The organism is Corynebacterium liangguodongii (assembly GCF_003070865.1).
In the GTDB taxonomy this organism is placed as follows: domain Bacteria; phylum Actinomycetota; class Actinomycetes; order Mycobacteriales; family Mycobacteriaceae; genus Corynebacterium; species Corynebacterium liangguodongii.
Window position 1 is genome coordinate 1,697,020 of the sequence record NZ_CP026948.1, and the last position, 19,723, is coordinate 1,716,742.

19 protein-coding genes and 1 pseudogene are annotated in these 19,723 nt (G+C 65.6%); 10 read left to right on the forward strand and 10 right to left on the reverse strand.

Features of this window, described 5'->3' with window-relative positions; all coding sequences use genetic code 11:
* Nucleotides 1-128: 128 nt before the first annotated feature.
* The 4 genes from C3E79_RS08100 to C3E79_RS08115 all read left to right on the forward strand — a co-directional run bounded on the left by C3E79_RS08100 (nt 129) and on the right by C3E79_RS08115 (nt 4,276).
* On the forward strand, nt 129-1,319 hold the full coding sequence (locus C3E79_RS08100; RefSeq protein WP_108404457.1) for a CaiB/BaiF CoA transferase family protein: 1,191 nt from the start codon (nt 129-131) through the stop codon (nt 1,317-1,319).
* A gap of 1 nt (nt 1,320) precedes the next feature.
* The gene (locus C3E79_RS08105; RefSeq protein WP_108404458.1) at nt 1,321-2,553 is read left to right on the forward strand and encodes an acyl-CoA dehydrogenase family protein; all 1,233 of its coding nucleotides are present in this window, start codon (nt 1,321-1,323) and stop codon (nt 2,551-2,553) included.
* A 21-nt stretch (nt 2,554-2,574) separates the two neighbouring features.
* Nucleotides 2,575-3,777 carry an acetyl-CoA C-acyltransferase gene (locus tag C3E79_RS08110; protein WP_108404459.1) on the forward strand — a complete coding sequence of 401 codons (1,203 nt, stop codon included), beginning with the start codon at nt 2,575-2,577 and terminating at the stop codon, nt 3,775-3,777.
* An 85-nt stretch (nt 3,778-3,862) separates the two neighbouring features.
* A complete protein-coding gene (locus C3E79_RS08115) occupies nt 3,863-4,276 on the forward strand; it encodes a hypothetical protein (protein WP_108404460.1) in 414 nt (137 codons plus the stop codon).
* Here C3E79_RS08115 and C3E79_RS08120 read toward each other — a convergent pair.
* Nucleotides 4,273-4,860 carry a MazG nucleotide pyrophosphohydrolase domain-containing protein gene (locus C3E79_RS08120; RefSeq protein ID WP_108404461.1) on the reverse strand — a complete coding sequence of 196 codons (588 nt, stop codon included), beginning with the start codon at nt 4,858-4,860 and terminating at the stop codon, nt 4,273-4,275. The genes C3E79_RS08115 and C3E79_RS08120 overlap by 4 nt on opposite strands.
* 36 nt (nt 4,861-4,896) lie before the next feature.
* Here C3E79_RS08120 and C3E79_RS08125 point away from each other — a divergent pair, with 36 nt between their 5' ends.
* Nucleotides 4,897-5,511: an 8-oxoguanine DNA glycosylase OGG fold protein gene (locus tag C3E79_RS08125; protein WP_108404462.1), complete on the forward strand. Its 615-nt coding sequence runs from the start codon at nt 4,897-4,899 to the stop codon at nt 5,509-5,511.
* Here the strand turns inward: C3E79_RS08125 and dnaG are convergent.
* The gene (dnaG, locus tag C3E79_RS08130) at nt 5,508-7,388 is read right to left on the reverse strand and encodes a DNA primase (protein WP_108405123.1); all 1,881 of its coding nucleotides are present in this window, start codon (nt 7,386-7,388) and stop codon (nt 5,508-5,510) included. The genes C3E79_RS08125 and dnaG overlap by 4 nt on opposite strands.
* Before the next feature lie 84 nt (nt 7,389-7,472).
* Here dnaG and C3E79_RS08135 point away from each other — a divergent pair, with 84 nt between their 5' ends.
* The gene (locus C3E79_RS08135) at nt 7,473-7,886 is read left to right on the forward strand and encodes a guanyl-specific ribonuclease (protein WP_235840601.1); all 414 of its coding nucleotides are present in this window, start codon (nt 7,473-7,475) and stop codon (nt 7,884-7,886) included.
* A 703-nt stretch (nt 7,887-8,589) separates the two neighbouring features.
* On the opposite strand, the gene C3E79_RS08140 is transcribed toward C3E79_RS08135, so the two are convergent.
* A complete protein-coding gene (locus C3E79_RS08140; RefSeq protein ID WP_108405124.1) occupies nt 8,590-9,885 on the reverse strand; it encodes a deoxyguanosinetriphosphate triphosphohydrolase in 1,296 nt (431 codons plus the stop codon).
* A 44-nt stretch (nt 9,886-9,929) separates the two neighbouring features.
* Between C3E79_RS08140 and C3E79_RS08145 the strand changes: the two genes are divergently transcribed.
* Nucleotides 9,930-11,903, forward strand: a complete 1,974-nt coding sequence (locus tag C3E79_RS08145; RefSeq protein ID WP_108404464.1) for a TPM domain-containing protein — start codon at nt 9,930-9,932, stop codon at nt 11,901-11,903.
* A gap of 9 nt (nt 11,904-11,912) precedes the next feature.
* Here the strand turns inward: C3E79_RS08145 and C3E79_RS08150 are convergent, their stop codons facing one another.
* The 3 genes from C3E79_RS08150 to C3E79_RS08160 are packed head-to-tail and all read right to left on the reverse strand — an operon-like array spanning nt 11,913 to nt 14,217.
* Nucleotides 11,913-12,317: a hypothetical protein gene (locus tag C3E79_RS08150; protein WP_108404465.1), complete on the reverse strand. Its 405-nt coding sequence runs from the start codon at nt 12,315-12,317 to the stop codon at nt 11,913-11,915.
* Nucleotides 12,314-12,823: a hypothetical protein gene (locus tag C3E79_RS08155; RefSeq protein WP_108404466.1), complete on the reverse strand. Its 510-nt coding sequence runs from the start codon at nt 12,821-12,823 to the stop codon at nt 12,314-12,316. Before C3E79_RS08155 ends, C3E79_RS08150 begins: the two co-directional genes overlap by 4 nt.
* An 11-nt stretch (nt 12,824-12,834) precedes the next feature.
* Nucleotides 12,835-14,217: a glycine--tRNA ligase gene (locus C3E79_RS08160; protein ID WP_108404467.1), complete on the reverse strand. Its 1,383-nt coding sequence runs from the start codon at nt 14,215-14,217 to the stop codon at nt 12,835-12,837.
* Nucleotides 14,218-14,400: 183 nt separating this feature from the next.
* Here C3E79_RS08160 and C3E79_RS08165 point away from each other — a divergent pair, with 183 nt between their 5' ends.
* Complete coding sequence (locus C3E79_RS08165) at nt 14,401-14,856, forward strand: ArsR/SmtB family transcription factor (RefSeq protein ID WP_108404468.1); 456 nt, start codon at nt 14,401-14,403, stop codon at nt 14,854-14,856.
* A gap of 9 nt (nt 14,857-14,865) precedes the next feature.
* Nucleotides 14,866-15,339 (forward strand): Fur family transcriptional regulator, encoded by a 474-nt coding sequence (locus C3E79_RS08170; RefSeq protein WP_108404469.1) that lies wholly within the window; start codon nt 14,866-14,868, stop codon nt 15,337-15,339.
* Between the two features lie 28 nt (nt 15,340-15,367).
* On the opposite strand, the gene C3E79_RS08175 is transcribed toward C3E79_RS08170, so the two are convergent.
* From C3E79_RS08175 to C3E79_RS11405, 4 genes are read right to left on the reverse strand one after another with little or no spacing between them, the layout of a single operon-like run.
* The gene (locus C3E79_RS08175) at nt 15,368-16,093 is read right to left on the reverse strand and encodes an isoprenyl transferase (RefSeq protein WP_108404470.1); all 726 of its coding nucleotides are present in this window, start codon (nt 16,091-16,093) and stop codon (nt 15,368-15,370) included.
* A gap of 22 nt (nt 16,094-16,115) precedes the next feature.
* Nucleotides 16,116-16,835 (reverse strand): DNA repair protein RecO, encoded by a 720-nt coding sequence (gene recO / locus C3E79_RS08180; RefSeq protein WP_108404471.1) that lies wholly within the window; start codon nt 16,833-16,835, stop codon nt 16,116-16,118.
* A complete protein-coding gene (era, locus tag C3E79_RS08185) occupies nt 16,825-17,739 on the reverse strand; it encodes a GTPase Era (protein ID WP_108404472.1) in 915 nt (304 codons plus the stop codon). Before era ends, recO begins: the two co-directional genes overlap by 11 nt.
* Nucleotides 17,740-17,774: 35 nt before the next feature.
* Entirely contained in the window at nt 17,775-17,930 is a 156-nt protein-coding gene (locus C3E79_RS11405; RefSeq protein ID WP_158268483.1) for a hypothetical protein, read from the reverse strand.
* A 192-nt stretch (nt 17,931-18,122) separates the two neighbouring features.
* On the opposite strand from C3E79_RS11405, the pseudogene C3E79_RS08190 reads away from it, so the two are divergent.
* Nucleotides 18,123-19,473: pseudogene (locus C3E79_RS08190) on the forward strand (IS256 family transposase).
* Nucleotides 19,474-19,723: the final 250 nt, after the last annotated feature.

Here is a 19,723-nt window from a genome sequence, read left to right on the forward strand (position 1 = left end):
CTCCTCACACGTCAATCATACGGACATTATTACCCGCCGGAAATAAATCTTCCCCTCATTAAGTATTGGACTGCACAAATACCATGTGTTTGTATGATATATGCCACTATTTTTCTAAGGAAGGTGTCATGTCCCATCCCCCAATCACCACCGATACCGACGGCACCAGGGGGCCGTTGAGCGGCATCGTCGTCGTCGACCTCTCTCGGGTCCTCGCTGGCCCGTACTGCACGATGTTCTTAGCTGACCTTGGCGCAACAGTAATTAAGATCGAATCCCCCAAGGGTGACGACACCCGCCAGTGGAAGCCGCCGGCCGTCGATGGCAAAAGCACCTATTTCCTCTCCATCAACCGTAACAAGCACTCGATCGCCCTGGACCTGTCCAAGGAAGAAGATCTCGAGACCGCCTACGCACTGATCGACCGCGCCGACGTCCTTGTGGAGAACTTCAAGCCCGGCGGATTGAAAAAATTCGGTCTCGATGCCTCGCAAACAGCCAAGCGTTGGCCCGATCTCATCCATGCTTCAATCACGGGCTTTGGCAAGAAGGGGGGCGAGAAGTTGCCAGGATACGACCTTCTCGCCCAGGCTCTCAGCGGGTTCATGCACGTCACCGGCGAAGCCGAGGGTCACCCGCAGCGAGCAGGCTTCGCGCTTTTCGACGTCTTTACAGGCCTCCACGCCGCCGTGGGCGTCCTCGCCGCACTCTACGAGCGCGGGATCTCAGGCACCGGCCAGAGCGTGGAGGTCAACCTGCTCTCCTCTGCGCTCTCCGCTATGGCGAACCAGTCTGCAGCCTATACCGCCGGCGGACACGAGCCGATGCGCATGGGCAACGACCACCCCAGCCTCTTCCCCTACGGGCCGTTCAAAGCTGCGGACGGCAACATCGTCGTCTGCTGCGGCAACGACAACCAGTTCCGCGTGTTCATGGACGCGATTGGGGCAACGGAGGTCGCGGAGGAAGATCGCTATGCAACGATGGAGCGTCGCAACGCAAACCGCGATCCCCTCCGCACCACGATCGAACAGCAGCTCGCCGCCCATACCGTCTCCGAATGGTTCGACACCCTCGGTGCTGCCGGTGTGTGCTGCGCCCCGATCCTCACCGTCGGAGGCGGGGTGGACTATGCCACAAAGCTCGGCTTGGACCCGGTGTGGGACTCCGGCCAGCCGGGTGACTATCCCACTGTTGCCAACCCCATCACGCTCAGCGCCACCCCCGCACTGATGCGGAAACCCGCACCGGAGCTCGATGCCGACGCACACGCTGTAAAGCAGTGGATCCGCGAAACCAACCCCCGAAAGGACTCCTAAAATGAGCACGTACACCACCACCGGGCTAGAGCGCACCGACTTCCTCCTACTCGACGAACAGTTCACAGAAGAAGACATCGCCCTGCGAGATAAGGTCCGCGCCTTCGGCGAAGAGGTCGTGCTTCCCGTCATTAACGACTATTGGGAGCGCGCAGAGTTTCCCTACGAGATCCTGCCCAAGCTCGCGGAACTGGGCATCATTGGCACCTTCATCGAGGGCTATGGCTGCCCGGGGTTGACCCGCCGGCAGGCCGGAATCGTCGCCCGTGAAATGGGGCGCATCGACGGCTCCATCAACACGTTCCTCGGAGTCCACTCAAACCTGTGCATGGGCTCGATCTACATCCTCGGCGACGACGATCAGCGCAATCGCTGGCTCCCCGCCCTGGCGAAGCTGGAAAAGACCGGTGCGTTCGGGCTCACCGAGCCAAACCACGGTTCCGACTCCGTCTCGCTGGAGACCTCGGCGCGCCGCGAGGGCGAAGAGTGGGTGCTCAACGGCCACAAGCGCTGGATCGGCAACGGCCACGCCGGCGACGTCATCGTCATCTACGCGCGCGACGAGGCCGACGGCCAGGTCAAAGCGTTCGTCGTGGAGAAGACCGACGGGTCCTACCCGGCGGGCTACAACCCCGAGGTAATCACCGGAAAGATCGGCAAGCGCGCCATTTTGCAGGGCGATATCACCATCACCGACATGCGCATCCCAGAGTCAAACCGGCTGCAGAACTGCAACTCCTTCAAAGACGTCAACAAAGTCCTCGCCGCAACCCGCGGTGGCGCATCTTGGGAGGCCGTCGGCCACGCGATGGCCGGCTACGAAATCGCCCGCGCCTACGCGCTGCAGCGCGAGCAGTTCGGCTCCCCCATCGCCGGCTTCCAGCTCGTGCAAGAGAAGTTGGCCACAATGCTCTCCGACGTCGTCCAGCTCCAGCTGCTTGCGCTGCGCATGTCCGAGCTGCAGGAAGCAGGCACATTCACCGGGCCGATGTCCTCGCTGATCAAGATGACGACCGCACGAAAGGCGCTTGCAATCTGCCGCGAGGCGCGCGACATGATGGGTGGCAATGGCCTGCTGCTGGAAAACCACGTCGCCCGCCACGTCACGGATATGGAGGTCGTCTCCACCTACGAGGGCACCGACTCCGTCCAGGCGCTCATCGTGGGCCGCGAGATCACCGGCATCTCCGCGTTTACCAATCCGAAGGCGCGCCGCGACAAGGCCGCTAAGTAAGCACCGAGAAAGGACTCAGCAATGACGAACGAAGCATTCCTCGTCTCCGGGCTGCGCACCCCGGTGGGCAAGTACGGCGGCGCGCTCTCGAGCATCCGCCCCGATGACCTCGCGGCCACCGCAATCAAGTCCGTCGTCGAGCAGGCCGGCGTGCCGCCCGAGGCCGTCGACGAGGTCGTTTTCGGCAACGCTAACGGCGCGGGTGAGGAAAACCGCAATGTCGCGCGCATGGCGTGGTTGCTGGCCGGCTACCCGGATTGCATTCCCGGTTTCACCGTCAACCGCCTGTGCGCCTCCGGGATGACCGCAATCTCCCAAGCGACCGCTCTGGTCAAGGCTGGCGAAGCCGACATCGTCGTCGCCGGCGGCGTCGAGTCGATGTCGCGCGCTCCCTGGGTGATGGAGAAGCCGAAGAAGGCCTTTGCCGGCCCCGGCGAGATCTTCGACACCTCGATTGGCTGGCGCTTTGTCAACCCGACGTTTGCCGCGCAGGACAAGATGACCTACTCCATGCCGGAGACCGCAGAGGAGGTCGCCCGCGTGAAGAACATCTCGCGCGAGGACGCCGATGCGTTTGCCGTGCAGTCCCAGACCCGCGCGGCGCGCGCGACGGAGGAGGGCCGGTTCGACGCCGAGATCATCCCGATAACCGTGCCGCAGCGCAAGGGCGACGACATCGTGGTCACCCGCGACGAGGGCATCAGGCCCGGCACCACGCCCGAGGTACTGGCAAAGCTGCGCCCCGTGGTCAAGGGCGGCACCGTAGTCACCGCCGGGAACTCCTCATCGCTCAACGACGGCGCCTCCGCGATCATCGTCTGTTCCGAAGCAGCAGTGGAAAAGTACGGGTTGAAAGCCCGCGCCCGCGTCGTGGGATCAGCTGCTGCGGGCGTGCCCCCGCACGTGATGGGGCTTGGCCCGGTGCCAGCGACCCGCAAACTTATGGACCGGATTGGTTGGGGGATCGAGGACTTCGAGGCCATCGAGCTCAACGAGGCCTTCGCCTCCCAGTCCCTCGGCGTCATCGGCGACCTCGGGCTCGACCAGGAGCGCGTCAACGCGTGGGGCGGGGCCATCGCGCTCGGCCACCCGCTGGGTTCCTCCGGTTGCCGCATCACGGTGACGCTCCTGAGCAGGATGGAGGCGGAGGGGGCCTCGCGCGGCTTGGCAACGCTTTGCGTTGGCGTGGGCCAGGGCCAGTCGCTGGCACTCGAGCGAGTATAATTTTTACCCCATAAGTCACACTGGCAACACGTGTAACGGCTACGCTGAGGCAGGACCCTATCCACTCACCGAAGGAACCTGCCCCATGCACCGTATCTACTCGACCCTCGCGGCCGGCGCCATCGCTGCCGCCGCGCTGCTATCCCCCGGCCTCGCTCACGCTCAGACCAACGTGCTGGAGCTCGCCCGCGTGCTCAATGGCGGCATCGCCACCGCCGACTGCGGCGCCGTGTTCACAGGGCTCACCGCCACCGGCCTCGTTGGCCCGGAGACCACCCGCGGCGAGCTCGTGGCCAGCCTGAACAAGGCCGTGGGCGATGAGGCCTCCCTGCGCCTCGTCGCCGCGCCGACCATCAACACCATCGGCGACCGCGCGCTCGAGTGCAACGTGGTCAAGCCCGACCCCGTCACGCCTCTCGGCCAGGCAATCGACTTTGCCTCCCAGCTCTCCTCCCAGGCGGGCCTGCCGGAGCTGCGCAACCTCCTGCCCGCGCTCTAGCCCTCCCGCGCCTTCCCCTCGGCCCACAACCGGTCTTGCTCGTCTTTGGCGACAAGGCCGGTTGTGCCGTCGAAAAGGTAGGGAGCGCGGGAGCGCATCTTGTCCACAAAGGCGGCGGCGACGTCCGCGAGGTCGAAATCAGTGGCGATTTCGGCGTGGAAGAGCACCTGCAAGAAGACGTCGCTAAGCTCGCGCTTAAGCTCCCTCGAGCCCGCCCCCGACCGCACTGCCTCAGCAAACTCGCCTGCCTCCTCCGTAAGGTACGGCAGCAGCGACTCGTGCGTCATCGCGCGCTCCCACTCGCCGCGCGCTCGCGCCCGCCGCATCGTCTCGGCCGCCTGGAACATCGGGTCGGCGAGGCTGGAGGCAACAATCACGTCCTCGCCAGCGCGCACTCGCTTCACGACGTCCCCATCACCCTCATCCGTCGTCACCAGCCACTCCCCCTCCCCGGGGCCGGCCTCGAGCGCCCAGCGCACCCGCACCGGCACCTCGCTGGTGTATTCGACCTTCCCCCGGATCTTGCCCACCACATCGAGCGGGATCATGTCGGGCCAGCGGGGATCGAGAACGAGGACAGTCATGCTTGCCTATCTTAAGTGTCTGCAACAATGGAGCGCATGAGCGATACCACCTCCATACTCACCCAGGTCAACCCCACGCCCGAGGGCGTCCTGGCGGATTCCTCCACCTTCTCCCCGCGCCGCTGGAAATCCGGCTGGCCCCACCACCTAAGCCACGTTCCCCCGTTTCGCGACGACCCCACCGCCACCATCACCCGCGGCGAGGTCTTCGCCTTCGCCGCCGACGCCGTCGAATCCGGCCTCGAGCGCAACGCCCTGATCGACTTCATCGGCGCCGCCTTCGCCTACGCCGCGGGCCAGTCCCCACAGACCCAGCTCTCCCTCCAACAGTTCTTGCGCAACAAGGCCCGCGCCTCCGAGCTCTTCCGCGCACTGCGCACCCTCGAGGGCAAAGACCCGGCCGCCCAGTACGACACCGTGCACGCCACCGGCCTGCCCGCCCGATTCGCCTCCGCGCTCGTCTACTTCCTCGCCGGGCCGCAGACCGGCGAGGATACCAAGCCGCAGCTGCTGAGCGATACCGCCGCGCGCTCTCTCGGCGTCTCCGCCGAGGACTACCCCGGCTACCTCGACGCGCTCACCGCCGCCCGGGACGCCTGGGATCCCGCCGCCCCGGTCGACTGCGTCGAGCTCGCGCTCACCCGCGGCTAGCGGCCACGGAACGCGCGGTCGTTGAGCTCCCGGCGCGCCGTCTCAAGCGCCACCAAATCGTAGAACATCGCGTTGTACGTCTCCTCGTCATCGGAGGGGCGCATGCGCCGCAGCTGTGCCTTGAGCTGGGCGATCTGGTCGCCCACCCGCGCCTCCTGCAGACGAGAGAGCACCGAATCTGCGTATTGTTCGAGATCCTCGGGGCGGATGTTGATGTTTTCCACCGCGAGCTGAGAGACCGCGTTGCGCCCGGCCACATCGAGCATCTCCCCGGCCACCGCGGCGATCCAGCGCGGCCCCTCGCTCGCTGCGGCCGCGCCGCCCGCCTTCGTCATCGCGTCGCGCACCTGCCGGTACGCAGGGTTCGTAAACGCATCCGGGTTGATACCGTCGAAGTAATCCCCCGCCAGGCCCGGGTACTGCAGCGCGATCTTCAACGCCTCGCGCTGCGGCCACAGCACAGGGTCGTCCGAGCTCGGCAGGACGTTCGCGGCGGGGGCCTCCGGCTCCTCCACGCGCTGCGACCGCCGCTGCTGCTTCGGGCGCCTCGCCTCCTCCCTGACCTGCGCGATGACCTCGTCCGGGTACTTCCAATCCGCTAAATCGGCGAGCTTGCGGGCGTACTCCGTTTGCAGGACAGGGTCGGAGATATCGGCGACGACGGGGACTGTGCGTCGCAAAGCTTGCAGCCTGCCCTCCGCCGTATCCAACGAATAGTGCGCGAGCAGCGACTCGAGGACGAACTCGTACATGGGCACCCGGCTGGCCACCAGATCGCGCACCGCCGCATCACCCTTAGCCAGGCGCAGATCGCACGGGTCCATCCCCTCAGGCGCGACCGCGACAAAGCTCTGGCCCGTAAAAGCCTGATCCCCCTCGAACGCCCGCATCGCCGCCTTCTGGCCGGCCTCGTCGCCGTCGAAGGTATAAATCAGCTCGCCGCGGAAAAAATTATCGTCCAACATGAGCCGGCGAATGATCGCCATGTGCTCCTTGCCAAAGGCGGTGCCGCACGCCGCCACCGCCGTTTTCACCCCGGCCGCGTGCATGGCCATGACGTCGGTATAGCCCTCCACCACCACCGCCTGGTGGCCCTGCGCGATGTGCTTTTTCGCCAGATCCAGCCCGAAGAGCACCTTCGACTTGTGGTAGAGCATCGTGTCTTGGGTGTTCATGTACTTGCCCATCGGGTCGTCGTCGAAAAGCTTGCGCGCGCCGAAGCCAATGACGTTGCCCGCGACGTCCTTGATCGGCCAGATCAGCCGGCGCCGGAACTTATCAATCGGCCCCCGCTTGCCCATGCTCGAGATACCCGCGTCCTGCAGCTCCTGGACGTCAAACCCCTTGCGCAAAAGGTGCTTGGTCAACGTATCCCAGCCGTCGGGGGCGAAGCCGCACTCGAAGGTGTAAATCGTGTCCTGATCGAAACCGCGGTTTAAGAGAAACTCGCGGGCAACCTGGGCCTGCGGGGTCTCCAGCTGCTCGCGGTAGAACTCGTGCGCCGCCTTGTTCGCCGCGATGAGCCGCGCACGGGTGCCGGGCTTGACGTCGCGCGCCCCCGTCGTGCCGCCCTGGTAGTTGATGTGGTAGCCGATCTGCTCGGCGACGGCCTCCACCGCTTCCGGGAAGGTCAGCTGCTCCATTTCCATGAGGAAGGAGAAGACATCGCCGCCCTTGCCGGTGGAGAAGCAGTGGTAATACCCCCGCGCCGGGCGGACGTGGAAGGACGGGGTCTTTTCGTCCTTAAACGGGCTTAGACCCTTGAGAGAATCGTGGCCTGCGGGCTTGAGCTGGACGTATTCGCCGACGATGTCCTCGATGTGCGCGCGCTCGCGGATCGCCTCGATATCGCTCTCCGGAATCCTGCCCTTCGCCATGAAGGCCATCGTAGCGGGTCGGCGCGCGCTCTAGAACCCGCCGAGGAGGAGCGCGATGGGCTCTGATGCGAAATAATGAAGCACATGGGTGACAACGGAGGGCTCAACAACCGATACCTCGGAGTACTGCTCATCGGGCTCGTTGGGGTATCGCTAGGAATGTTTGGCGTACGCAGCGTCGCCGAAGGCGGGCCGACAGGGGTGCCCCTCTGCGCGCCCGGCGACCTCCCCCCGCAGGCCTACGACACCATCGACTTGGTTGAGAAAGGCGGCCCGTTCCCCGAGCCGGGCGAAGACGACACGCACTTCGGCAACTACGAAGGCCTCCTGCCCGAAGAACCCTCCGATTACTACCGCGAATACACTGTGCCCACTCCGGGCCTCGGCCACCGCGGCGAGCGGCGCATCGTCACCGGCGGCGGCGCCGACGGGGAGGTCGACGAATGGTACTTCACGGCAGACCACTACGAGAGCTTCTGCGAGATCCCCGAACACTAAAGTTATCCACAGAAATCGGCCCTCAGGCCGGTTTCGGGCGGGTTATCCGCACACTCGCCGCCGCTTTTCGACGCCTGGAACCAAAGTGTGCAGCAGTGCGCCCATGGGGGGGAATTCACATACGCAGCGGCACTGGTCAGACGGGATGCCATTCGCAACGGCAGCGACTAAGGGGTTCTGGCAGCGGGGCTCAGCGCGCGCAAAGCTGTCCTCATCGGCACATCCGCCGCCAGGCTACTCGGCGGATGGACCATGAATTGCCACGTTCCACAAACCCATCGAATTCGCGCTGCCCTCCCGGGCGGCGCCACCACCATCTGCAGGAATAACATTCAGGCGCACCACCCTGCGCCACGACGAAATCACCTCCGCCTTCGGGGCACGATGCACCACCCCACTCCGCACCAGCTTTAATATCGCAGCCCGCCACGGCCTGCGCGAAGGGCTAGTCTTGGCCGACTGGGCACTCTCCCAAGCCGGGGTCCTACGCTCCGACATGGAACACGCATTCTCCCTCACCGGGAGGTTTGTGGGGAAAACACCGACAAGACGCCCTGACCAACATGGGGTTTGTCTTTGCCAGGTTCTCCCCACTGGAGATCGTGCGGGAGGAGGACCGGGTCATCCACACGATCCTCCGGCTCGTTGAAAACCGGGCACCGCCCACGGCCTTCCCCTCTAGGGAGCCCATAGGCATAAAAACTCACACCATGAACTTCGCAGCCTCTTTGGCCACGTGTTCGAGGCGTGACTCGGTAAGGGATGCGATCTGGTCGATGATCACGCGGGAGCGCTCGCACTCGGACGACGCCTCCACCCACCACTGCCGAAACATCTGGTCTAGGCTGCCCGGTGCGCCGGCGGTGAGGTAGTCGTGGACTCGGTAGATGCGGTCGCGCTGGCGGTCCTGACGCTTGAGATGGGTGGGCATGTCCATGACGTAGAGCACGGCAACGGTTTTGAGCAGGCGCACCTCCGCCTCGGCATCTGGGGGGATCACGAGGGTGCCGAACTGGCGGCCGAGCGCGCCGGCGGGGTTGGCCTCGCAACGCAGCGCCTCAGGTGAGTTGCCCTCGAACGACCGGGTGGCCGCTGTCACCGCGCCGACGTAGCGGCCGACGAGCTCCGAGGTGAGCTGCTTCAAACGCACCAGAGACGACAGCGAGTGGTCGAAATCGGCGGCGGCGGCGATGGCGGGCAGAGCGCGGAGGCGGTCGGCGGCGTCGATAAGCTCGTCGGCGGTGCCGCCGAACGCGCGGGCGCCCTTGTCCGCGAGCGCGGCGAGCTCGACGAAGTCCCACAGCACGCGCAGGGTGATACGGCCGGAGACGATGCCGTCTTCGACGTCGTGGACCGAGTAGGCGATGTCGTCGGATGTGTCCATGACCTGGGCCTCGATCGGCGGGCGCTCGTCGGCGTGGCCCTGGCGCAACCACTCCAAAATGTGCCGATCGCAGTCGTAGGCGGAGTACTTGCGGTTGATGGAGGCGTCGTCACGCAGGCGCGTACGCGGGTACTTGCAGGCGGCGTCGAGCGCGGCGCGGGTGAGGTTGAGGCCGAAGGATTCACCGCCGACGAGCACCTTCGGCTCGAGGCGGGTGAGAATGCGCAGGGTCTGAGCATTGCCCTCGAAGCCGCCCGCGGAGGCGGCGAGCTCGTTGAGCGCGACTTCGCCGTTGTGCCCGTAGGGCGGGTGCCCGATGTCGTGGGTGAGCCCCGCCATGTCGCACAAATCCGGGTTGAGCCCCAGGCCCGCGCCCAGGCTGCGGGCGATCTGGGCGACCTCGAGGGAGTGGGTGAGCCTGGTGCGCGGGGTATCGCCATCGCGGGGGCCGACGACCTGGGTTTTATCGGCGAGGCGCCGCAAAGCAGCCGAGTGGAGCACGCGGGCGCGGTCGCGGGCAAAGCTGTCTCGGGTCTCCGCCGCGCTGACCAGCTGGGACCCCTTCGGCCCCTCGGGTGCGCGTCGCTCAAGATCGAGGTCGGTATATGCGTACACGGCAACAGTGTAGGGCACCGCGCGAAACGGCTAGTCTAGGACGCATGAAACCGCGCCACCTCCGTATCCTCCTCGCCGCCCCCATTCTGGCCGCCGGCGTGGGCGCCGCCGCCGCGCCCGCGGCCGAAGCGCTGACCGAAACCGTGCACGCGCAGATGACACCGGGGCGCCTCACCGAGCCCGTTACGGACGAGGCCGGGGTGCTCTCGCCCGGCGAGAAGTCCGACATCGAGGCGGCCACGCGGAAGGTCTCCGAGCAGAAATCGCGTTCTGTGCGCATCGTGTTCTTAAGTTCCTTTGGGCAGCAGACCCCTCAGCAGTGGGCCGAGGCGGCAGTGCGCGCGAACGGCTCGAACACCGCGGTGCTCGCGATCTCCCCCGCCGAGCGCTCCTATGCTCTCGTCGGCGGCGAGGCGTGGCCCTCTAGCGAGATCGACGCCATGGACAAGGCCGCTTACCAGCAACTCACGCAGAGCAATTACGCTGGGGCGGCGCTCGCGGCGCTTGACGCCGCCACGGGTGGCACTGGGGGCGCCGCCTGGGTCGCCGGGGGCCTGGGCGTCGCGGCCGTGGCCGGCGGCGGGATCTGGGCGGCGTCGCGACGCAGCACGAAGAAGACCACCCAACAGCAGCTCGAATCCGCCCGCGCGCTCGAACCGACGGACACCGACTCGCTGGGCAGGCTGCCCACGCCGACCCTCGAGGAGCTCGCCCGCGAGGCCCTCGTCAACTCCGACGAGTCCATCCGCCGTGGCAAGGAAGAACTCGAGCTCGCCACCGCGGAGTTCGGCGCGGAGCGCGTGCGCCCGTTCACCTCGGCGATGAACACCGCGTCCACGACGCTGCAGCGCGCGTTTGCGACGCACCAGAGGCTATACGACGCCATCCCCGAGACCGAGCCGGAAAAGCGCGCCATGCTCGTCGACATCATCTCCTCGGCGGGTCAGGCCAACGCCGCGCTCGCCGCGCGCTCGAAGGAGTTCAACGAGATGCGCGGGACCCTGATGCGCGCCGACGAGGAGATCACGAAGATCGTCCAGCGCACCGTCGATGCGCGCGCCCGCATCGAGCCGGCCGCCGGTACCCTCGCAGACCTGCGCTCTCGCTACTCCTCCGAGATGCTCTCGTCGATCTCACAGAACATCGAGGTGGCCGCCGACGCCCTTGACGAGGCCGAGCGCATCCTCGACCAGGCGCGCGAGGTTGCGGCGCAGCCCGCGGGGCGCCAGGGCGCGTTGGTCGACCTCATCGCCGCGGCCTCCCACGCCGTCGAGGTTTCCGATACGAACCTCTCCTCCATCGAGCACGCCGAGGCGAACCTCCGCGACGCGCAGGCGAACCTTCCGTCCCTCATCGAGGAGATCGAAGGTGAGCTGCGCGAGATCGACTCTCTCAAGACCGCGCGGGAGAAGGGCGCGCAGGTCGACATCGCCGCCCTCGACGCCATCTCCGCCGAGGCGCGGAGCACGCTCAACGCGGTCGCGGACCGCGCGGAGCGCGACCCGCTGGCGGTGTATACAGATCTCGCAGACCTCGATTCGCGTATCGACGCCGAAATCGACCGCGCCCGCGGCGCCGCCGCCACCCAGGAGAGGGCGTTGACCGTGCTCAACCAGCAACTCCAGGTCGCCGCGACACAGATCCAGTCAGCCGAGGACCTCATCAATTCGCGCGGGCGGATCATCAGCTCGCAGCCGCGCACCCTGCTCGCGGAGGCGAAGAGGCAGTTCAACGAGGCGCGCAGCCGCGCGACCTCGGACACCCGCGGTGCGATCGATTTCGCCCGCACCGCCACCGAGACCGCACGGCGCGCGGCAGCGGCGGCCGATAGCGACGTCCGCGAGTACAACCAGCGCCGCAACCAGTCGGTGGCCGGTGACATCGCCACCGCGGTCATCTGGGGCTCCCTTCTCTCCGGCGGGGGCGGCGGCTTTGGAGGAGGCGGTTTCGGCGGGGGCGGAGGAGGCTTCTCCGGAGGCGGCGGGGGCGACATGACCAGCCGCGGAGGAACCTTCTAGCGCGCCGTCCTAGATCATCGTCCGGCGCGACGGGCTATCAATAAACGTCAACCCCCAGGACATAAACACCAGGTCCACGTCGAGCTCCCCGGTGGGGTCGAGCTCCAAGTCGCCGTCGTGGCGCCCCCGGGTGCGCGCCACGATCTCCCCCGCGGCGTCGATTACCTCGCGCCGCGAGCCGCCTCCCGCCCGGCGCAGCGAGTAGGTGCGCCCGTCACAGTCGGCTCGGTAGCGGGCCACGGTAAGCCCGGCTTTGGAGAGGCGGTAGCGCTCACCGCCGCCGCCCACCGCGCGGATGTCGGCGGGGTCAGAGGCATCGACACGCAGGCGCTGGGTGCCGTATACGAGCATTTCGTCGCCCGATTCGGCGAGGGTGGTGTGCCCGGCGCGAAGCGAGCTGCCCTGCCAGATCATTGCAGGTAGAACACCACGACGATGAAGATGGAGATGAAGACGAGGAAAGCGATCAGCGCGTTGGAGTTGATCATCTTCTTCGACTCCAGCACCTCGCGCGAGAGCCAGGCGAGCGCAACGACGTCGATGGCCGGGAGGTCCGTCTCGCCCTCGAACTCGAGGATCGCGCGGCGCACGCCGTTGTGGTCCTGGGTGAACTGGCCGACCTTCTCCCCCGCGGCGTCATCAACAACCCACTGCTTGGAGGCCTCGTTGACGAGCGCGTAGCGCCGCCCCTCGACCTCAACCCCGATGGTCTTGTCCCGCTTCAGGCTGCCCCGGGCGCGCACAATCTCGCGGCCCCCGCTGGTGGCCACGGCTCCGGATTCCGGCGAGGTGACCAGCTGCCAGGTCTCCCCGCCGACCAAGGCGGAATCGTCGCTAAACTCCCCGAGCACCTCAGGCCCAGATTCCGCAAGCAGCTTGACGACGTCTTTCTCGCTGCGATCCCAGCTCACGTAATGCACCGGCAGTCTCCTTAGGCGCCGACGAGGCGGGCAGCGAGGTAGGCTTCGAGCTCGTCCAGCGCAACGCGCTCCTGCTCCATCGTGTCGCGCTCGCGCACGGTCACCGCACCGTCCTCGAGCGAGTCGAAGTCGAAGGTGACGCAGAACGGTGTGCCGATCTCGTCCTGGCGCCGGTAGCGCCGACCGATCGCCCCGGAGGTGTCGAAGTCGACGTTCCAATTCCGGCGCAGGCTCTGCGCGAGCTCCTCCGCGGGGCCGGAGAGCTCCGGCTTCTTCGACAGCGGCAGCACGGCGACCTTGACGGGCGCGAGGCGGCGGTCGAGCTTGAGCACGACGCGCGTATCCACCCCGCCCTTGGCGTTGGGGGCTTGGTCCTCGTGGTAGGCGTCGATAAGAAACGCCATCATCGCGCGGCCCAGGCCAGCGGCGGGCTCGATGCAGTACGGGATCCAGCGCTCGCCCGACTCCTGGTCGAAGAAGGACAAATCTTCGCCCGACGCCTCGGCGTGCGTCTTCAAGTCGTAGTCCGTGCGGTTAGCCACGCCCTCGAGCTCGCCCCACTTCGAGCCGGCGAAGTTGAACGCGTACTCCACGTCGACGGTGCGCTTGGAGTAGTGGGAGAGCTTTTCCTTCGGGTGCTCGTAGAGGCGCAGGTTCTCCGGGTCGATGCCCAGGTCGATGTACCACTGCAGCCGGTTGTCAATCCAGTACTGGTGCCAGTCTTCGTCCTCACCGGGTTTGACGAAGAACTCCATTTCCATCTGCTCGAACTCGCGGGTGCGGAAGATGAAGTTGCCCGGGGTGATCTCGTTGCGGAAGGACTTGCCGATGTTCGCGATGCCGAACGGCGGCTTCATGCGCGCCGAGGTCATGACGTTTTTGAAGTTGACGAAGATGCCCTGCGCCGTCTCCGGGCGCAGGTAGTGCAGGCCCTCTTTATCGTCGACGGGGCCGAGGTAGGTCTTCATCAGCCCGGAGAACTCGCGCGGCTCGGTCCACTTGCCCGGCTGGCCCGTCTCGGGATCATTAATATCGGCAAGACCGTTGGCCGGCGGGTGGCCATGCTTTTCCTCGTAGGCCTCGAGCAGGTGGTCGGCGCGGTAGCGCTTGTGGGTGTAGAGGGATTCCACGAGAGGGTCGGTGAACACCTCGACGTGGCCGGAGGCCTCCCACACCTGGCGCGGCAGGATGATGGAGGTATCCACCCCGACGGTGTCCTTGCGCGACTGCACCATGTGGCGCCACCACTGGCGCTTGAGGTTTTCTTTTAGCTCAACACCGAGGGGGCCGTAATCCCAGGCCGAGCGCGTGCCGCCGTAGATCTCGCCCGCGGGGTAGACAAGGCCGCGGCGCTTGCACAGGTTAACGACAGTATCGACGTTGGTCGAAGCCATGAACAACTCCTGACAGGTTGGTAGACGGCGTGAGAGTTTCGCGAAAGCTAGGTGCCCAGTCTACCCGGTGGCGATCCGCACCGGAGGCACCGGCTATGGGGCCGGTTACCAACCTAGACACGCGTCTAGTATATTTGGTATTGAAAGCTTTGTGCAGCAGCGACAAGAAGGGGCTGACGATCCGTGGACGATGCGCAACCGATAGATCTCGAACTCGCGGCCGGGCTCGTCAGCGCCCTCGACTCCCCCCTCCGGTTGAGAATCCTCCTACTACTCTCCTCGCAGCCACACGTGGTCCACCAGCTTGTGCGCAAGCTGGAGAAGTCCCAGCCGCTGATTAGCCAGCACCTGCGCGTGCTCAAGCAATCCCACCTCGTGGAGTACACCCGCACAGGCCGCGAGGTAGTCTACGAACTCGCTCACCCTGAAATCATTGAGGTCATCCGTGAACTCGGCGACCTCGCCGCACACCTGAAAGAGGGCGCGCGCACGCTTGTCGACGACCTCGCCGCGCGCCGTGCGAACTCCGAGGGCCGCTCCCCCCAGGCCAGCGCCGCGATCATCGGCCCACCCGCTGACGTGCGGGCCGAGCGAGATCCGGGGCTACGCCCCGCGACAGCCAGACCGTCGCACGAATAGTGTAGAAGCATGCCTACTTCCTCAGCACCAACCCCCTCGACCCCGAAGGGCCACGCCCCCGCCCCGAAGTTGGGTGTGCGCAACACCTGGCAACGCGCCGCCATCGTCTCCGTGCTACGGGACATTGACAAGTTCGTCTCCGCCCGCGAGATCCACGAGACGCTGCACGAGCGCGGGGAGAAGGTCGGCCTGACCACGGTCTACCGCACCCTGCAGTCGCTCTCCGAGGTCGAGGCGGTCGACGTGTTGCAAAACAAAGACGGCGAGTCCCTCTACCGCCACTGCCTCACCGAGCACCACCACCACCACCTCGTGTGCACCATCTGCGGGCGCAGCGAGGAGATCGAGGGCGGCCCGGTGGAGAAGTGGGCCCAGCTCGTCGCGCAGCGCTACGGCTACGAGCTCGTCGGGCACGACGCAGAGGTCTTCGGCGTGTGCCGCGCCTGCCAGGAGGCCCAGCGGACCCAAGCGGGCGAGCGTTGAGCCGCTGGGCCGCTGGTCTGCTGGACGGCTAGGCGCTGCCGAAGCGGCGGTCGCGCCGCGCGTATTCCAGCACCGCGTCGAAGAGGTCCTGCTTCGTAAAGTCGGGCCAGAGCTTGTCCTGGTAGACCATCTCCGCGTAGGCGGATTGCCAGAGCAGGAAGTTCGAGGTGCGCTGTTCTCCTGAGGGGCGCAAAAACAGGTCGACGTCGGGCATGTCGGGCCTGTAGAGCCAGTCCGAAAACGTCGACTCCGTGATGTCGCTGGGGCGGATGAGGCCTCGCGCTGCGGCGTCGACAAGCGAGCGCGCGCCGTCGACGATTTCGGCCCTGCCGCCGTAGTTGACGCACATCACCAGCGTCACCCCGGTGTTATCCTGCGTGAGCTCCTCAGCGGCCTCGAGCTCGCGGATCACGGTCCGCCAGAGGCGGGGGCGGCGGCCCGCCCACACGATGCGCACGTTTTTGTCATTGAGCTCGTCACGGCGGTTGCGCAGCACCTCGCGTGAGAAGCCCATGAGGAAGCGCACCTCCTCGTGGCTGCGGCGCCAGTTCTCCGTGGAAAACGCGTACGCGGAGAGCCATTCCACCCCGCCGAGCTCGATGCACGCATCGACGCAGTCCATGAGCACGGCCTCGCCCCGCTTGTGCCCCTCCGTGCGCTTGAGTCCGCGGGCCTGGGCCCACCTGCCGTTGCCGTCCATGACGACGGCGATGTGGCGGGGGATGAACTCGGGGGCGATATCGGGTGCGGCCATTGCTCTATTATGCCCCGGCCCGCTACGCCTGCTCCATTATGCGCAGGCTTTTCAGCGCCGCCTCGAGGTGCCACTGCAGGTGAGCGGTGGTAAGCCGGTGTACCTCGGCGACGGCCTCCGTCTCTGCCGGGTGGCCGTGCTGCAGAAGCCACATCACGTGCAGGGTCTCCGGGTCGACGTCCGCCGAACCGAGCGGGCGGCAGGCACTGCACACGGCCCCGCCCAGCGCGGCGTTAAACGCCCGGTGTGGGCCGGGTGCCTGGCAGTTTGCGCAGTCAAACAGGCTCACGCCCCAGCCGGCCTGCTCCGTCGCGCGGAGGATGAAGGCGTCGAGCACGAGGGTGGGGTGGGAATCCGCGCGCTGGAGGTCTGCGAGGGCGGCGCTGGTGGCGTCGAAAAGCGCGCTGCCCTGCTCGGCGTAGGCGAGGCGTTCCGCCGTTTCCAACACCGCACAGCCGGCGGCGTAGCGCTCGAAATCCTCGATGATGCGGCTGGCGAAGTAGCCAACCGTGTCCGCCGCGGTGATGGTGGCGAGGTTGCGGCCCGGGTAGAGCTGTACGTCTAGGTCGACGAACGGCTGGATCCTCGACCCGAAGCGCGAGCGGGTCTTTCGCACCCCCTTGGCCACGGCGCGCACGAGGCCGTGGCAGCGGGTGAGCAGGACCACGATGCGGTCTGCCTCGCCAAAGTCGTACGTGCGGATCACCAGCGCACGGTCGCGGTAGCTTGCCCTAGAAGCCAAGCCTGCCCAGCGCCTTCGGGTCGGATTGCCAGTTCTTGAGCACCTTGATGCGCAGGTCGAGGAAGACGTTTTGGCCGAGCAGCTCGATGATCTGCTTGCGCGCGCGGTGCACGATGCCGGAGAGCCTGCGCCCGCCCGGGCCCTCGATAATGCTCTTCTGGCCGGGCCGCTCGAGGTACATCACCGCGTAGATGTTGAGGCGCTGCGGGTTGTCCGGATCCGGGTGCATCTCATCGACCTGCACGGCCACCGAGTGCGGCAGCTCCTCGCGCAGGCCCTGGAGCGCTTCTTCGCGGATGAGCTCGGAGATGCGCGTCTCGGTGTCTTCGTCGGTGACGTGGCCCTCCGGGTAGAACATCGGGCCTTCAGGCAGTGCCTGGATCAGGATGTCGAGCAGCACGTCGAGCTGGATCTTTTCGGTTGCGGAGACGGGCACGACCTCCGAGTCTGGGCCGAGCAGCTCGTGGAGCTCAAGAAGGCGCTCGCCGACGGTGTCCTTGCCGGCCTTATCCAGCTTGGTAACGATACCGATGATCGGCGTGTTCGGCTTGACCGAGCGGATCTGCTCCAGGATGTAGCGGTCCCCGGGGCCGATCTTCTCATCGGCGGGGATGGTCAGCCCGATGACGTCGACGTCGGCAAAGGTATCCTTTACCACGTCGTTGAGCCGCTCGCCGAGCAGCGTGCGCGGGCGGTGCACGCCCGGCGTATCAACGACAATGACCTGCGCATCCTCGCGGTTGATAATGCCGCGGATCGGGTGCCGCGTCGTCTCCGGCTGGTCCGCCATAATCGCGATCTTCTCCCCCACCAGCGCGTTCGTCAACGTCGACTTACCCGTGTTGGGGCGGCCGACGAAGCTGACAAAGCCGGAGCGGAAACCCTCGGGCGCGTTGAAGTCCATGCTGGCCCATTCTAGCCCCGATTGAACACCAGAACTCATACGACGCCGGGCGGTGCGTTCGAGGCGCCAAGGGTCGAGCGTTGCTCGCTTATCGACGCCCCATCCCCACCGCCGACATCCATGCCGACCTCGAACGCCTCGAACGCCTCGAACGCCTCGAACGAGGCCCTATACCGACGCGGCGTTCGCACGCGAATGCACCTGAGAGGAGAGGCAGGCCGCCGTCAAAGGTGAACCGGGCTACCGAGCTGCGTGATGGCTCTCTCACCCGTTTCGGAGAGGTGCACGAGCGCCAATGAAACTGACTGCACGATCGGCACCGCCCAGGAGGGTGTCAGGAAGTTTGTGTGTGAGGCTCTGATCCAGAAGGAGTTTCACCGATAATGACTACGGTGTCACCGAAGAAAAACCATGACCAGGACAAGGTCAACGAGATCAGCGAGAAGCTGATGGAAAATCCTGAGCTCGCCAAGCTGATTGGCGAGTTGTCCACCTCCACTGACAATGCAAGCGATCTGGTCAAAGGCCTGTTGCAGGCATCGATTAACGCTGGTCTGCAGGCGGAGATGGATGCACATTTGGGCTACGGCCATGCCGATCGTAAGGCGAAAGCCCGGGTGGAAACCGCACAGGAGAGCAATCACCGCAACGGGTCGTACACCAAGACCGTTAATTCTGGGTACGGCGCGTTGGAAGTGACCATGCCGAGGGATCGTGCCGGCACGTTTGCTCCAAAGATGGTGCCCAAAGGCTCCCGTCGGCTCACAGAGCTCGACGACATGATTATCTCGCTGTACGCCGGTGGGATGACCGTGCGCGATATTCAGCACCATCTCGCCACCACCCTCGGGGTGGATATGAGCCCAGATACGATCAGCACCATTACCGACGCGGTGTTAGAAGAGGTCATGATCTGGCAAAACCGCCAGCTCGACGAGTTCTACCCAGTGATCTTCCTCGACGCGCTGCGAGTGAAGATCCGCGATGGCCACCGCGTGGTCAACAAGTCTTGCTACATGGCGGTAGGCGTCGACATGGACGGCATCAAACACATCCTGGGATTGTGGATCGCAGACAATGAAGGCGCCAGTTTTTGGGCATCCGTGTGCGCTGACCTTGCCAACCGTGGGGTCCAAGACGTGTTCATCGTCTGCTGCGACGGGCTCAAAGGCCTGCCGGAAGCCGTGGAGGCAACCTGGCCGAATTCCATGGTGCGAGATGAGTATCGTGCACCTGATCCGGGCGGCCAACAGGTGGGTGTCCTACCAAGACCGCAAACCCGTATCAAGTGCGCTACGGGAGGTCTACACCGCACCGAACGAGGACACCGCCCGCGCCGCCCTGGACGCGTTCGAGGCGTCCGAGCTGGGACGGAAGTATCCGCAATCGGTCAAGGTGTGGCGTGATGCGTGGGATCGGTTCGTGCCGTTTCTGCAGTTCCCGCCTGCGGCACGGCGGGTACTCTACACCACGAATTCGATCGAGTCACTCAATGCTGAACTGCGGAAAGCCACCCGCAACCGCGGCCAGTTCCCGAACGATACCGCGGCGCTGAAAACGCTGTGGCTGATGATCTGCAACATCGAGGACAAGCGCGCTGCCCAGCGAGCGAAGAAAGCCAAGCGCGCCATCGAATGCAACGGCTATATTGAAGGAGCGAAAGCCACCGGGTGGAAACAAGCCATCAACCAACTAGCCGTGGCTTACCCCGACCGATTCGCGGACTACTTGTAAACCAAGCCCCCCGCACACAAAGAATCGGACACCCTCCCGCCCATCGTTCCAGCGCAGAACACCAGAACGCGAGACTCGACTGGGCACGGGGTTCAGGTCTGGTTCCCTCGGACAATGGTCCAGCCCCGTTCAGTGCTTTTTGGAAAGTGTCCCACCCGGAAGTGTCTGGGTTGCGGATTCTGCAACGGCGGAGTCCACTCCGAGACCGAAACCCTGCCCATTCTGCAACGGCAGAGTCAAAGTGCGGGTC

What these genes read in the sequence shown, in the direction of transcription:
- C3E79_RS08100 (WP_108404457.1), top strand. Translation starts at nt 129, where the DNA reads ATGTCCCATCCCCCAATCACCACCGATACCGACGGCACCAGGGGGCCG.
- C3E79_RS08105 (WP_108404458.1), top strand. Translation starts at nt 1,321, where the DNA reads ATGAGCACGTACACCACCACCGGGCTAGAGCGCACCGACTTCCTCCTA.
- C3E79_RS08110 (WP_108404459.1), top strand. Translation starts at nt 2,575, where the DNA reads ATGACGAACGAAGCATTCCTCGTCTCCGGGCTGCGCACCCCGGTGGGC.
- C3E79_RS08115 (WP_108404460.1), top strand. Translation starts at nt 3,863, where the DNA reads ATGCACCGTATCTACTCGACCCTCGCGGCCGGCGCCATCGCTGCCGCC.
- C3E79_RS08120 (WP_108404461.1), bottom strand. Translation starts at nt 4,860, where the DNA reads ATGACTGTCCTCGTTCTCGATCCCCGCTGGCCCGACATGATCCCGCTC.
- C3E79_RS08125 (WP_108404462.1), top strand. Translation starts at nt 4,897, where the DNA reads ATGAGCGATACCACCTCCATACTCACCCAGGTCAACCCCACGCCCGAG.
- dnaG (WP_108405123.1), bottom strand. Translation starts at nt 7,388, where the DNA reads ATGGCGAAGGGCAGGATTCCGGAGAGCGATATCGAGGCGATCCGCGAG.
- C3E79_RS08135 (WP_235840601.1), top strand. Translation starts at nt 7,473, where the DNA reads ATGGGTGACAACGGAGGGCTCAACAACCGATACCTCGGAGTACTGCTC.
- C3E79_RS08145 (WP_108404464.1), top strand. Translation starts at nt 9,930, where the DNA reads ATGAAACCGCGCCACCTCCGTATCCTCCTCGCCGCCCCCATTCTGGCC.
- C3E79_RS08150 (WP_108404465.1), bottom strand. Translation starts at nt 12,317, where the DNA reads ATGATCTGGCAGGGCAGCTCGCTTCGCGCCGGGCACACCACCCTCGCC.
- C3E79_RS08160 (WP_108404467.1), bottom strand. Translation starts at nt 14,217, where the DNA reads ATGGCTTCGACCAACGTCGATACTGTCGTTAACCTGTGCAAGCGCCGC.
- C3E79_RS08170 (WP_108404469.1), top strand. Translation starts at nt 14,866, where the DNA reads ATGCCTACTTCCTCAGCACCAACCCCCTCGACCCCGAAGGGCCACGCC.
- C3E79_RS08175 (WP_108404470.1), bottom strand. Translation starts at nt 16,093, where the DNA reads ATGGCCGCACCCGATATCGCCCCCGAGTTCATCCCCCGCCACATCGCC.
- era (WP_108404472.1), bottom strand. Translation starts at nt 17,739, where the DNA reads ATGGACTTCAACGCGCCCGAGGGTTTCCGCTCCGGCTTTGTCAGCTTC.